Origin of the sequence: Caloranaerobacter azorensis DSM 13643 (genome assembly GCF_900129995.1) — a bacterium.
Lineage (GTDB): Bacteria > Bacillota > Clostridia > Tissierellales > Thermohalobacteraceae > Caloranaerobacter > Caloranaerobacter azorensis.
Window position 1 is genome coordinate 1 of record NZ_FQXO01000057.1, and the last position, 14,345, is coordinate 14,345.

General features: G+C 29.3%; 15 protein-coding genes. 1 reads left to right on the plus strand and 14 read right to left on the minus strand.

What is annotated here, in order from left to right:
• The 14 genes from BUB51_RS09065 to rpsB form a co-directional block, all read right to left on the minus strand.
• The coding region (locus BUB51_RS09065; protein ID WP_278294243.1) for a hypothetical protein at positions 1 to 272 on the minus strand (272 nt) is incomplete at its 3' end.
• A gap of 31 nt (positions 273 to 303) precedes the next feature.
• Positions 304 to 4,611, minus strand: a complete 4,308-nt coding sequence (locus tag BUB51_RS09070) for a PolC-type DNA polymerase III (RefSeq protein WP_083599577.1) — start codon at positions 4,609 to 4,611, stop codon at positions 304 to 306.
• 23 nt (positions 4,612 to 4,634) lie between these two features.
• Positions 4,635 to 5,261, minus strand: coding sequence for an MgtC/SapB family protein (locus BUB51_RS09075; protein ID WP_242945579.1), 627 nt, complete (start codon positions 5,259 to 5,261; stop codon positions 4,635 to 4,637).
• Positions 5,262 to 5,307: 46 nt separating this feature from the next.
• Positions 5,308 to 5,952 (minus strand): glycosyltransferase family 2 protein, encoded by a 645-nt coding sequence (locus BUB51_RS09080; protein ID WP_073197234.1) that lies wholly within the window; start codon positions 5,950 to 5,952, stop codon positions 5,308 to 5,310.
• Between the two features lie 19 nt (positions 5,953 to 5,971).
• Entirely contained in the window at positions 5,972 to 7,018 is a 1,047-nt protein-coding gene (gene ispG, locus BUB51_RS09085) for a flavodoxin-dependent (E)-4-hydroxy-3-methylbut-2-enyl-diphosphate synthase (RefSeq protein WP_073197236.1), read from the minus strand.
• Positions 7,019 to 7,026: 8 nt separating this feature from the next.
• Positions 7,027 to 8,037 (minus strand): RIP metalloprotease RseP, encoded by a 1,011-nt coding sequence (rseP, locus tag BUB51_RS09090; RefSeq protein WP_073197238.1) that lies wholly within the window; start codon positions 8,035 to 8,037, stop codon positions 7,027 to 7,029.
• Positions 8,038 to 8,050: 13 nt separating this feature from the next.
• A complete protein-coding gene (locus BUB51_RS09095; protein ID WP_073197240.1) occupies positions 8,051 to 9,199 on the minus strand; it encodes a 1-deoxy-D-xylulose-5-phosphate reductoisomerase in 1,149 nt (382 codons plus the stop codon).
• A gap of 26 nt (positions 9,200 to 9,225) precedes the next feature.
• Positions 9,226 to 9,993 (minus strand): phosphatidate cytidylyltransferase, encoded by a 768-nt coding sequence (locus BUB51_RS09100; RefSeq protein WP_035162656.1) that lies wholly within the window; start codon positions 9,991 to 9,993, stop codon positions 9,226 to 9,228.
• Between the two features lie 12 nt (positions 9,994 to 10,005).
• Entirely contained in the window at positions 10,006 to 10,767 is a 762-nt protein-coding gene (locus BUB51_RS09105; RefSeq protein WP_073197242.1) for an isoprenyl transferase, read from the minus strand.
• A 53-nt stretch (positions 10,768 to 10,820) separates the two neighbouring features.
• Positions 10,821 to 11,009, minus strand: coding sequence for a hypothetical protein (locus tag BUB51_RS09110; protein WP_073197244.1), 189 nt, complete (start codon positions 11,007 to 11,009; stop codon positions 10,821 to 10,823).
• 7 nt (positions 11,010 to 11,016) lie between these two features.
• Positions 11,017 to 11,574 carry a ribosome recycling factor gene (gene frr, locus BUB51_RS09115; RefSeq protein WP_035162652.1) on the minus strand — a complete coding sequence of 186 codons (558 nt, stop codon included), beginning with the start codon at positions 11,572 to 11,574 and terminating at the stop codon, positions 11,017 to 11,019.
• A gap of 2 nt (positions 11,575 to 11,576) precedes the next feature.
• Positions 11,577 to 12,293, minus strand: a complete 717-nt coding sequence (gene pyrH / locus BUB51_RS09120; protein ID WP_073197245.1) for a UMP kinase — start codon at positions 12,291 to 12,293, stop codon at positions 11,577 to 11,579.
• A gap of 121 nt (positions 12,294 to 12,414) precedes the next feature.
• Positions 12,415 to 13,062 carry a translation elongation factor Ts gene (gene tsf / locus BUB51_RS09125; RefSeq protein ID WP_073197246.1) on the minus strand — a complete coding sequence of 216 codons (648 nt, stop codon included), beginning with the start codon at positions 13,060 to 13,062 and terminating at the stop codon, positions 12,415 to 12,417.
• Between the two features lie 82 nt (positions 13,063 to 13,144).
• Positions 13,145 to 13,843, minus strand: a complete 699-nt coding sequence (gene rpsB, locus BUB51_RS09130; RefSeq protein ID WP_035162646.1) for a 30S ribosomal protein S2 — start codon at positions 13,841 to 13,843, stop codon at positions 13,145 to 13,147.
• 320 nt (positions 13,844 to 14,163) lie between these two features.
• On the opposite strand from rpsB, the gene BUB51_RS09135 reads away from it, so the two are divergent.
• The coding region (locus BUB51_RS09135; protein WP_200791924.1) for a hypothetical protein at positions 14,164 to 14,345 on the plus strand (182 nt) is incomplete at its 3' end.

Below are 14,345 nucleotides of genomic sequence, written 5' to 3' on the forward strand. Positions count from 1 at the left end.
TCTGTTATAGCATATGGTATATCTGTTAAACTTGTTTTTATCTTCATCTTTGCTGCAATTGATAAAGCTAATATATTTTCCATTGGTATGTGCTTATTTTTCTTTCGCTTATCTTTGAATGCTTTTGTTAAATCCTTTATTAACCCCTTTCTATTCATTTTCATTATTATATCGTCTATTAAATTTGGAAAACTTATATCAGCTGCATCAATTCTTCCATTTTTAATTGATTCTATTATTTTTTCTTTGTCTTTTCTACTTATCTGCATCATATATTATTTATCGGCACTTTTTATCAATATCTTAAATTACGAATTGAAGTAAACTTAGTTGATTACTTTCTGGCATATCCTCTAGACATCCATGGTTTTTCAAAGCTTCAATTACTGTTTTGGTTACTTTAGTGCGATTAACTAAATCTTCAATAGATAAAAATTCACCATTTATCCTTTCTTTTACAATACTTCTTGCAGCATTCTCTCCTACACCTTGTAAAGATTTCAATGGAGGTAGTATGCCTCGTTTAGTTATAATAAATTTATCGCTATCAGACTCATACAAATCTACTTTACAAAACTTAAATCCTCTCAAATACATTTCAAGAGCTACTTCTAATACTGTTAATAAGTTCTTTTCTTTAGCTGTTTTAGAATTACCTAACTCTTCTAATTCCGTTATCTTCTTTTTAATTATTTCTGGACCTTTTGTAATTAATTCCGCATCAAAATCAGCCGCTTTAGAAGTAAAATAAGTAGCATAGAATGCTTCTGGATAATGGACTTTAAAATATGCTATTCTAAACGACATCATAACATATGCTACTGCATGTGCCTTTGGAAACATATATTTTATCTTCTTACATGACTCGATATACCAATCTGGTACATTCATTTCTCGCATATAATCTTCATCTTCCTGCGATAACCCTTTACCTTTTCTAACTTTTTCCATAATTTTAAATGATCTTTTTTTATCTAGACCCTTATAGATTAAGTAGAGCATAATATCATCTCTGGTTGAAATTACCTCACTTAATTTCGCTACTCCATCTCTTACTAGGTCTTGTGCATTATTAAGCCAAACATCAGTACCATGAGATAAACCACTAATTCTTACTAGCTCAGCAAATGTTGTTGGTTTAGTATCAATTAACATTTGTCTGACAAATTTAGTTCCAAATTCTGGTATACCTAAAGTTCCTACTTCAAATCCAGATTCTTCTTTGGATATTCCTAACGGTTCGGTACTAGTAAAAATTTTCATAGTTTGTTCATCATCCAAAGGTATTTTTTGAGGATCTACTCCTGTTAAATCTTCTAACATTTTAATTATTGTAGGAACATCATGACCGAGAATATCAAGCTTTAAGATTCTACCACTTATAGAATGATAATCAAAATGTGTAGTTATAACTCCTGAACTTTTGTCATCCGCAGGGTATTGGATTGGACAGAAATCAAAAATTTCTTTATCATTTGGTACAACCATTAATCCTCCTGGATGTTGTCCAGAAGTTCTTTTTATTCCTGTACATCCCTTAACAAGTCTATTTATTTCTGCACTATTGACCGCTATACCTTTTTCTTCAAAATATTTTTTAATAAAACCATATGCAGTCTTTTCTGCTATAGTTCCTATAGTACCAGCTCTAAAAACATATCCTTTACCAAACAGTTGTTCTGTATATTTATGCGCTATTGGTTGATATTCACCAGCAAAGTTTAAGTCTATATCCGGTTCTTTATCTCCTTCAAACCCTAAAAACACTTCAAAAGGAATATCATGTCCATCTTTATTATATTTCGTTCCGCATTTCGGGCATATCTTATCCGGTAAATCGGCACCAGAACCAACAGAACCATCAGTAATAAATTCACTATTCTTACAATTAGGACACACGTAATGAGGTGGCAAAGGGTTGACTTCTGTAATATCACTCATCGTAGCAACAAAAGATGAACCAACCGATCCTCTTGAACCAACCAAATATCCATCTCTCAAAGATTTAGTTACCAATTTTTGAGCAATAATATACAGAACAGCATACCCATTACTAATAATTGAATTAAGTTCTCTATCTAAACGTCCCTTTACAATACTAGGTAAGTTTTCTCCATATATTTTTTTTGCTTTCTCATATGTCATTTGTCTTAATTCTTCTTCTGCTCCTTCAATTTTAGGAGGAAAAGTTCCTTTAGGAATAGGTAAAATATCTTCTATCATATCTGATATCAAATTTGTATTATATATAACAACTTCTTTAGCCTTATCTTCTCCTAAATATTCAAAATCTTTCAGCATTTCATCTGTAGTTTTAAAATATAGAGGTGCTTGATTATCTGCATCTGAAAAACCCTGACCATGCATTAATATTCTTCTATATACTTCATCATGAGGATCTAAAAAGTGTACATCTCCAGTAGCAACTACAGGTTTTTTGAATTTTTCTCCTAGTTCTACTATTTTCTTATTAATCAATTTCAACTCTTCTATATCTTTTACTATCCCATTTCTAATAAGATGTAAATTATTTTCTACTGGTTGTATTTCTAAATAATCATAAAAATTAACAATTCCCCTAATCTCATTAAAATCTTTTCCTTTCAATAATGCCTTATAAAGCTCACCTGCTTCACAAGCAGTCCCAAATATTAAATCCTCTCTGTACTTTGCAAGTAAAGATTTAGGTATTCTAGGTTTTCTATGAAAATATTTTAAATGTGATTCTGATATTATCTTATATAAACTTTTCAGTCCTCTTTGGTTTTTTGCAAAAATAACAATATGATAAGTTTCACTAGTTTTGAAATTATTATTACTAAATACAGTATTTATTTCTGACAATTCAGAAACACCTTTTTCTTTCAACATCAATAAGCATTTTAAAAATATTTTAGCAGTTGCTTCTGAATCGTCAACTGCTCTATGATGATTTTCTAGTTTTACATTTAAATGTTTAGCTAAAACATTTAATTTATGACTTTTAAGATTAGGGAATAAATTTCTAGATAATTCTAGAGTATCTAAAATTGGATTAGCAAGTTTAAAACCATATTTATTACAATTTACTCTAATAAAACTCACATCGAAAGAAGCATTATGTGCTACTAAAACACAGCCATTTATGAAATCTAAAAATTTTGGTAGAACTTCTTCTATAGTTGGTTTATCGGCTACCATCTCATTATTTATACCAGTAAGTTTAACTATTTTTTCAGGTATTTCAATTTCAGGATTTATTAATTGGCTGAATCTATCAATAATTTGATTTCCTTTAATCTTTACTGCTCCTATTTCAGTAATTTTATCATTAAAAGGCGATAAGCCTGTTGTTTCAATGTCAAAAACAACATATTCACAATCTAATTTTTCTTTATTATAATTAGAAACTATTAATTTGCTATCATTTACTAAATAGCCTTCAACTCCGTATAATACTTTTATTCCATATTTTTCGGCAGCTTCCATTCCTTCAGGAAAACTTTGAACTACACCATGATCTGTTATAGCTATAGCTTTATGTCCCCATTCACTTGCCCTTTTAGCTATATCACTAAAACTTGACATTCCATCCATTGCACTCATTTGTGTATGTACGTGTAACTCTACTCTTTTTTCAGTTGATGTATCATGTCTTTTATTTTTTTCAGCTAGTTTAATAGATTTAGCAATGATTATTATTTGTCTTAAAAAAGTATCATAGACAACATCTCCATTTATTTTGACAAAAGTTCCGTTTTTTATATTTAAGTTTAATTTTTCTTGAACCTTATCATTAGCAAAAATCTTTACAGTTATCGAATTTGTATAATCTGTTATATTAAATACATAGAGTTTTTTATTATTTTTTAACTCCTTTATTTCTAAATCAAAAATTTCACCTTCAACAGTAGCCAAACCTGTATTGGTATTGATTTCAGAAATTTTTATAGTTTCATCATCAAAATTTTTACCATAAATTAAACTTCCACCATTTATTTTTTTTACTTGTTCCATATTACTTTTTTTATCATTATTACTCTTTTCATTATTTTGTTTCTCTGTTATTTTTATGATAAAATTTTTCTCCTCTTTCTCTTTTAATTCATTATATAATCTAATATCAGCACTTTCTTCTTCATAAATAAAATTAACTTTTATTTCTAATCCAAAATTATCTAGTAATGTTTTTTCAATAATTTCATTTATCTTCTTATTAACCAATGATTTATAAATAAATTCATTTTCCAAATGTAAATACAGTATTTCTCTTTCTACACTCCACTTTAAATTATTCGTCCAACCTATACTCGAAGGGATTTCCTTATGAATTAAAAAAATAATATTATTCCAAAACTTTTTAATGATTACTTTTAAATTTTCACCTTGTTCTATATATTTAATCAAAAAATTGATTTTATCTAAACCCTTAATTTTATTTATTAATTCTAATTTGATTTTTTCTAACTCGCTAAAATTTAATATTTCTTTAGAACTTAAAAGCAAATCTAATGAATTATTTTGGGAACTATATTTAACTTTTTCTATAATGGTAGAATAAATAGGTTCTGGAACTTTTATATTTACTTTTGCCATTTTCTTTCCAAAATATTTATCTTCAAAAGAGTTCATTTAAATAGTTGCCTCCTCTTACTTTAACACTCATATACCTCTAATATATTTTCAATTCCAGTTAATTCGTTTAATAGATCAAGTTTAACAGATTTATCTGGTATCTGCATAAGTAAAGTAATAACTATCATATTATTATCCTGTGATTCTAATTCGATATTTTTTATACTTACTCCATACTTTCCGGTAATTGATCCTATCTTTCCAAGTTGACCTGGTTGATTAACTGATACTATTCTGATATAAACATAATTTCTTCTCATTTTAATACGTTTTTCAAATTTAGTAAAGGCTAATAAAGTAACAAATACTAATAATGCTGTTAAAATAGCTGCTACATAAAATCCAGATCCAATAGCTATTCCAATACAAGCCACTGCCCATAAACCAGCAGCTGTAGTTAATCCTTTAACGGACATTCCTTCTCTGATAATAGTTCCTGCCCCTAAAAAGCCTATTCCGCTAATTACCTGTGCTCCTAATCTAGTTACATCCATATTACTTTTATAATTATATAAATCGACTATATATATTCCTGTTAACATAACTAAAGTAGAACCTACACATACTAAAATATGTGTTCTAAAACCGGCGGGCCTTCGTATACTTTCTCTTTCTATTCCAATTAATCCTGAAAGTAAAATTGACAAAAAAAGCCTGATAAAGATTTGTTTGATTGTCAACATGGTTATGCACCTATTTCTTCAAATTTACTAAACTAATATATTTTGCTATATCTCGATACATCTTTAGTCTGGCTGTAAATCCTTTTACAACTCCTAATTTTTCTTCTTTCATGACATGGGTTACATTGTCTAGATAGACTTCTTTAGTCTTTATATTATTTTTAGAAACATATCTTGTCAATGCTACTTCAACCCCATATCTTACCACATCAATGTTAGAAATTCCTTCAATTATATATCTTCTTATAGCCCTTTGCCCTGACAAATAAGGCGTTAATTTTTGTGCTAGATCAGTTGCAAATCTTCCATTACTAAATATACCTATTGACATATCACATTCTTCATTAATAACTGGCATTAGTAAATCTAATACATGCCTCGGTTTAAGTCCAATAAGATCTGCATCTAAAAATAGTATAATTTCCCCATTCGTTCTATCTACTCCACTTTTTATCGCTCCACCTTTGCCGACATTATCCTTTAATTCTATAACATCAACACCAAAACTTCTTGCGATTTGTGCAGTCATATCCTCTGATCCATCACTAACTACTATAATCCTATCAATTAAATCTATTTCTTTAACTACACTCAAAACATTTCCAATAGTTTTTTCCTCATTGTAAGCTGGTATAATGGTAGTTATTGTATCCATTTGTTTCTCCCCCTAACATTTATGGTTTGTTAATTTCTTTAATAAGTTCATCTAGTAACTCAGTTTCTTTAACTTTTTTTATGATTTCCCCTTTTTTAAAAATTAATCCATTCCCTTTCCCACCAGCAATTCCAAAGTCAGCTTCTCTAGCTTCTCCAGGTCCATTCACAGCACATCCCATTATTGCAATTTTTAAGGGTCTATTGATATCTTTTAGCCTTTTTTCAGCTTCTGTTACTAATTTAATAAGATCTATTTCAGTTCTTCCACAAGTAGGACATGATATTATCTCTACGCTATCTTTAAGTAATCCAATAGACCTTAAAATTTGTTTTCCTACTTTCACTTCTTCAACTGGATTACCTGTTAATGATACTCGAATTGTATCTCCTATTCCCATAAGTAAAAGAGCTCCTATTCCTATCGATGACTTAATAGTTCCCTTCCAAACAGTACCAGCCTCAGTTATTCCAAGATGAAAAGGATAATCAACTTCTTCTGCCATTTTCTTATAAGCTCTTACTGTTAAATATACATCGGAAGATTTCAACGAAACCACTATATCTCTAAAATCCATATCTTCAAGAATTCTAATATGGTCTAATGCACTATATACCATTGCATCTTCATTTACTCCACCAAACTTATTAATATATTCTTTACTTATAGAACCAGAATTAACCCCTATTCTTATTGGTACATTGTAATCTTTACATGCTTTTACTACTTCTCTTATCCTAACTTTCGAGCCTATATTCCCAGGATTTATTCTTAAACCGTCTACACCATTTTTCACAGATTCAATCGCTAATCTATAATCAAAATGTATATCTGCTATCAAAGGTATATTTATTTGTTTTTTTATTGCTTTTAAAGCATTAGTAGATTCAATATCTTTAACAGATACCCTTATTATATCGCACCCTTCGTGTTCTAGTTCCTTTATTTGTTTTACCGTACTATTAATATCCCTTGTGTCTGTATTAGTCATAGATTGAACAGTAATTTGAGAGTCTCCACCTACTGCTACGTTACCATAGAATATTTTTCGTGTTTTTCTTCTCATAACAACACCTACCTAAAAACATTAAATCTAATAATATCTTTATAAGCGATTATTATCATAAGAATCATTAAAAAAACAAATCCAATAAAATGTATAAATCCTTCTTTTTCAGGTTCTATTGGCTTTTTCCTTATAAATTCAACAAGAAGAAACATCAATCTGCTTCCGTCTAACGCTGGTATCGGTAATAAATTGAAAAATCCTAAGTTTACACTAATTAATCCTATTAACGATAATACATTTAAAATCCCTACTCTCGCCGCTTCTCCAACCATATATATAATTCCAACAGGGCCAACTACATCTTTAGTACTTACATTGCCTTGAAAAAGCATTTGGAAAAACTTAAACATCATACCGATAACAAAAATCGTACGTTCAATTCCTATTTTTATCGAATACAACACAGATTTTTTAGATTTTGGCACTATACCTATCATAAGTCTATTAGATTGTTTATCTAAAACAGGTTTTACAATAAATTTCTTTTTTTCATTTTCTCTTAATACTGTAATTTCTAATTCTTTATTTTTCCCTCTATTAATTTCAGATACTATTTCTTCCCATTTCGTAATTGGTTTATCATTAATTTGAATAATTTTATCCCCACTTTTCAATCCCGAAATTTCTGCTGGGAAATTTGGAGTAACTTTATTAATCGTTGTGGTAGGAACCCCAATAACATAAGCTATTATACTAAACACTATTATAGCCAAAACAAAATTCATAAACGCTCCGGCAAATAATACCGCTGCTCTTGACAAAATAGGTCTATTATTAAAACTTCTCAAATCGTTTGATGCTTCATCTTCGCCTTCCATTCTAACATATCCACCTATTGGTAATATACGTATTGAATATTCGGTCTCACCTTTTTTTATTTTCGCTAATCTTGGTCCCATACCTATCGAAAATTCATGAACTTTTATATCTACCAATTTAGCTACAATAAAATGTCCAAATTCATGAAATATTACTACTAGAAAAAATACTAATATAGCAGTAACGGCTGTAAGCAATTGCTAACACCACCTATCTATCATATTTTGATACAATACTTTCTCTAGCCCATTTATCACTTTCTATTATATCATCTAAATTAGGATTATAAATTGTTTTATGTTTTAACATTGTTTCTTCTATTAACTTTGGTATATCTAAAAACTTAATTTTTTTGTCTAAAAATAATTTTACCGCTACTTCATTAGCTGCATTCAAAACACTTGGCATCGTACCTCCCTGTTTTAAAGCTTCAAATGCCAATTTCAAACAAGGAAATGTATTTAAATCTGGTTCTTCAAATGTTAATTCCTTAATATCAGTTAATCTTAATTTTTTTATGTTACTATATTTTCTTTTTGGATATGTTAAAGCATATTGTATCGGCACTTTCATATCGGGTACTCCTAATTGTGCTATTACTGATCCATCTATAAATTCAACCATTGAATGAATTATACTTTGTGGATGTATAATAACTTCAATATTTTCTATATCTACATCAAATAGCCATTTAGCTTCTATAACTTCAAGACCTTTGTTCATTAATGTTGCTGAATCAATAGAAATTTTTCTTCCCATAGACCAATTTGGATGCTTTAATGCATCTGAAACACTTACTTTTTCTAAATCTTTTAATTTTTTACCTCTGAATGGACCTCCTGAAGCAGTTAAAATTATTTTTGCCACTTCTTCCTTTTTTCCGGATTTTAAGCTTTGAAAAATAGCAGAATGCTCACTATCAACAGGAATAATATCAACATTATTTTCTTTTGCTTTCCTCATTACTATTTCTCCTGCTGTTACTAATGTTTCTTTATTTGCTAATGCAATTATTTTACCAGATTTAATTGCTTCTAATGTAGGTAAAAGTCCAATCATTCCGACAACCGAAGTTAATACAATATCAGCTTCTTTTTCAGTTGCAACTTCAATTAACCCATCCATACCGCTTACTACTTTTATATTGTATATATTAAGCCTTTCTCTAAGTATTCTGGCTCTACTTTCATCATATACTGCTACAATTTTGGGTTTATATTTCAAAGCTTGTTTTTCTAATAAATCAATATTTTTATTTGCAGATAATCCAACTATTTTAAAATTATCTAATTCATTTATAACCTCTAAAGTTTGTGTTCCTATTGAACCAGTGGAGCCTAATATGCTTATATTTTTCAAATTATCACTCCTAACTTTACTATTTGTTATAACAACAATTTAATAAAATAATATACAATAGGTGCTGTATATAAAATACTATCAAATCTATCTAATACTCCCCCATGACCTGGCATAATATTCCCATAATCTTTTACTCCACATATCCTTTTAATTTTAGATGCAGTAAGATCTCCAATTTGAGCAAATAATGATGCTATAACAGCTAACAAAGCAAATTTTATAAAGTCAGTTGAGCCAATATATTTAACAAATAACAAAGTTACAATTAAAGAACCTAAAATCCCTCCAATAGCGCCCTCAATAGTTTTTTTAGGACTAAGATGTGGACATAATTTTCTTTTACCAAATAACATTCCTGTAAAATAAGCAAATGTATCTGTTGCCCAAGCTGTAATAAATACTAACCAAATCATAATGTTCCCATTCAACAATATAATATGAAATAGTAGGAAAGCTATATATATTTCACTAAAAATAGTAGCACCAATGTCATTTATATTTATATTTTTATTAAGTACAAAAAACAACATTATGATAAAAAAATAAACAATTAGCGAAAAAAGTATATATGATTGACTATCTATATACATTAAAATAAATAAAATAATTGTTATAAAATAATTCAAAAATATTAATGGTTTCACATTTATTTTTCTCACTGTTTTATCAAATTCATATAGGCCAATAAGCCCTACAATAAGTACTGATAAATTTAGTAAAAATCCCCCTTTTATGACTATAGTAATAAGTAATAAGAATCCAATCGTTCCACTAATAATTCTATTTTTCAAAAAATCACCGTCCTATATTTTCCCAAATCTTCTTTCTCTTTTTTGATATTCAAGAATAGCTTTATATAAATGTTCTTCTTTAAAATCTGGCCATAATGTATCTGTAAAATAAAACTCTGAATAAGCAATTTGATATAATAAAAAATTACTCACTCTTTGTTCTCCACTAGTTCTTATCAAAAGGTCTGGATCTGGTTGGTCACCTGTATATAAATATTTTTTGAAAATTTCCTTATTTATTTCTTCAACATCTATTTTATTGTATTTTACATCATGTACTATATTTTTAACAGCTTCTATAATTTCGTCTCTTGAACCGTAATTTAACGCTATATTCAATATAAGTTTTTTATTATTTTTAGTCTTCTCAATAGCCCTAACTATCTCACTCTTAGGTAAATCTGGTAGTCTTTCAATATTTCCTAAAACTTTAATTTTTACATTATTCCTATGTAGTGTATCTAACTCTTTTCTTAAATATTCTACCAGTAATTTCATTAAGGTATCCACTTCATCTTTAGGTCTCGCCCAATTTTCAGTCGAGAAAGCATATAGTGTTAAATATTCGATACCTAAATTTCCACATGCTTTAACTATTTCTTTTACTCTTTCAACTCCTTCTTTATGTCCTGCAGTTCTTGGCAAAAATCTTTTTTTAGCCCATCTTCCATTTCCATCCATTATTATTGCGATATGCCTTGGTAATTTATTTTTATCTACCAAATTCTTAAGTTTTTCTATTTCTAAAATTTCTTCACGTGTATTCCCAAACATCTAATAACCTCCATTTTCAATCATTAAAAACCCCTTCTCAATAAAGAAGGGGACTAAAAAAATCCTACTTTTAAAACTAAACAATCCTTTTTCTCTAGCACTTGTATTATTCTTATATCTTCAAGATTTGTATTTAATGTTCTGTTTAACCCATATGTATTTATTATTTCTATTTTTTTATCCGACTCTATGAGTTCAATTGCATCTATTAAGTTATAACCTAATAAATTATTATATTGCAATTTATTATTATACCTCCAATAACTCCTTTTCTTTCTTCTCAAATAATTTATTAATCTCTTCAATGTACTTATCGGTTAGTTTTTGAACTTCTTCTTCTGCTTTTCTTAAATCATCTTGAGTTAGCTCTCCCGTTTTTTCCATCTTCTTCAAATGTTCATTCGCATCTCTTCTTTCATTTCTTATTGCTACCTTTGCATTTTCTGTTAGTTTCTTTAAATGTTTAATTAATTCTTTTCTTCTTTCTTCTGTAAGTTGTGGTATGTTTAATCTTATAACTTTATTATCAACTGATGGATTTAAACCCAAATCTGATTTTATAATAGCCTTTTCAATAGCTGAAACTGCATTAGCATCCCAAGCCTGAATAACTAAAAGCCTAGGCTCTGGAGCAGAAATATTTGCTATTTGCTTAAGAGGTGTTGGTGTCCCATAGTAGTCAACCATAATTCTGTCCAACAAAGCTGGATTAGCTCGACCGGCCTTAATACCTGTAATTTCATCTTTGTAAACTTTTAAAGTTTTCTTCATTTTCTCTTCTGCCGTTTTATGAATTTCTAAATACATATCTAAACCTCCCTTACTTGAGTTCCTATTTTTTCACCCATAACTACTTTAACAATATTTTCTGGCTGTTCGATACCAAAAACTATAATTGGTATCTGATTATCCATACATAATGATGCTGCTGTTGAATCCATAACACCTAATCCTAAGTTTAAAATATCTTTATATTCAATTATTTCAAACTTTTTTGCATCCGGATTCAACAGTGGATCCGAATCATATACTCCATCAACACCTTTTTTAGCTAATAATATTACTTCTGCTTCAATCTCTGCTGCTCTCAAAGCAGCTGTAGTATCTGTCGAAAAATAAGGATTACCGGTACCTGCTGCAAAAATTACCACTCTACCTTTTTCTAGGTGCCTTACAGCTTTTCTCCTAATATATGGCTCTGCTATTTGTCGCATTTCTATTGCTGTCTGTACTCTAGTATATACTCCTAAACTTTCTAATGCATCCTGCATAGCTAATGCATTTATTACTGTTGCTAACATACCCATATAGTCAGCGGTCGTTCTATCCATTCCTACGCCGCTTTTTCCTCTCCAAAAATTACCCCCACCTACTACTATAGAGGTTTCTACATTAAGTTCATTTAAAGTTTTTATTTGCCTTGCTATATTCATTATTGTAGTTTTATCGATACCAAATCCCTTATTTCCAGCTAATGCTTCGCCACTTAATTTAAGTATAATTCTCTTATATTTAACCCCTTTCATTTGAACACTCCTATATATTTTATTCTATATTATTTTATATAATCCTTCAAAATTAAAAATTTATACAATAATTAGAAACAATAGTATTCAAATGGAGAACACATTGTGTTCTCCATAAAAATTACATCTTAATTTGTTTAGCTACTTCTTCTGCAAAATTTTCTTGTTTTTTCTCAATTCCTTCGCCTACTTCATATCTAACAAATCTTCTTATTTTTATATTTTCTCCTATTTTTGCTATTTTTTCTGTTAATATGTCTTTAATTGTTACGTCTGGATCTTTGATGAATGGCTGTTCTAATAGACATACTTCTTTATAGAACTTTTCCAAACGTCCTTCTACCATTTTTTCAACAATGTGTTCAGGCTTACCTTCATTTAAAGCCTGTTGTCTTAAAATTTCTTTTTCTTTTTCAATTACCTCAGCTGGCACATCTTCTCTTGATACATATCTAGGACTTTGTGCAGCAATTTGCATAGCTATATCACGTACAAATTGTTTAAACTCTTCATTTTTAGCAACAAAATCTGTTTCACTATTAACTTCTACAAGTACACCTATTCTTCCGCCATGTATGTAAGAATCTACAATACCTTCAGCAGCTATTCTACCTGCTTTTTTAGCGGCTTTTGATAATCCTTTTTTTCTTAATATTTCAACTGCCTTCTCTAAATCGCCATTCGCCTCAACTAAAGCCTTTTTACAATCTAACATACCTGCTCCTGTTCTTTCTCTCAATTCTTTAATCATAGAAGCTGTTACAGCCATTTTATCCCCTCCTAATTATTAATAATTAAAAAGGTAAGAGCAGTAAGGGATAAGCTCCCTTCCAACCCTTACCTTACTTTTTTTACTCGTTATCCTGTTCTCCCTGTTTTCCTTCTAATACAGCATTTGCAATTGTTTGTGTTAATAGTTTAACTGCTCTAATAGCGTCATCATTACCTGGAATTACATAATCAACTTCATCTGGATCACAATTAGTATCTACAATAGCCACAACTGGAATGCCAAGAGTTCTAGCTTCTTTAACAGCTATTTTTTCTTTTCTTGGATCTACTACAAATAATACATCTGGAAGGCCTTTCATATTTTTAATTCCACCTAAAAATTTCTCCAATCTTTCAGCTTCATGTCTTAATTTAATTAATTCTTTTTTAGGTAGCACATCAAAAGTACCTTCTTCTTCCATTCTTTTTAATTCGTGTAATCTATCTACTCTTTTTTTGATTGTTTTATAGTTAGTAAGCATACCGCCTAACCATCTTTGATTTACATAATGCATGCCACATCTAGTTGCTTCTTGTTGAATAGATTCTTGTGCTTGCTTTTTAGTACCAACAAAAAGTACTTGACCTCCATTTTCTACAACTTCTTTAACAAACTTATATGCTTCCTCTATTTTTTCAACTGTTTTTTGAAGGTCGATAATGTAAATTCCATTTCTCTCAGTAAAGATATATTCAGCCATCTTTGGATTCCATCTTCTAGTCTGATGTCCAAAATGAACACCTGCTTCTAGAAGTTGCTTCATAGTAATTACTGCCATATTAAAACACCTCCATTGTTTTATTCCTCCACCTGAATCATCTTCCAAGAAGACCCATAGGGCACATTTCAAGGAATCTTCAAGTGTGTGTAATTTCACTTTAAGTAGTATACCATACCTTTTTTATTTTGACAATATTTTTCTTATTTAAGTTTCCCCATTTTTTTGAGAAGGAAATAAAAAAGAAATTGTGGATAAGAAAATACGAAGCCATACATTTATCAACAGATTTAATAAATTGTACAAAAAAAGAGTTGACCCCCTTATTCTTTGGTATAATTAAATTAAGCAGAAAATACTAAAGAAAAGAGGGTTAACTCATGTCTTATTATAACAAACTTATATACCAAATTAAAAGGAAAATTAATAATTTTGTTGATAATATTTGTTCAGATTTAAATAAAACTCAATATAAATTTGTATTTCAAATGATATATGGATTAATGGAAGCTCAATCTGTTAAATTAAGTGATATTGCTCGCTGTTTAAAAGAAGATATCAC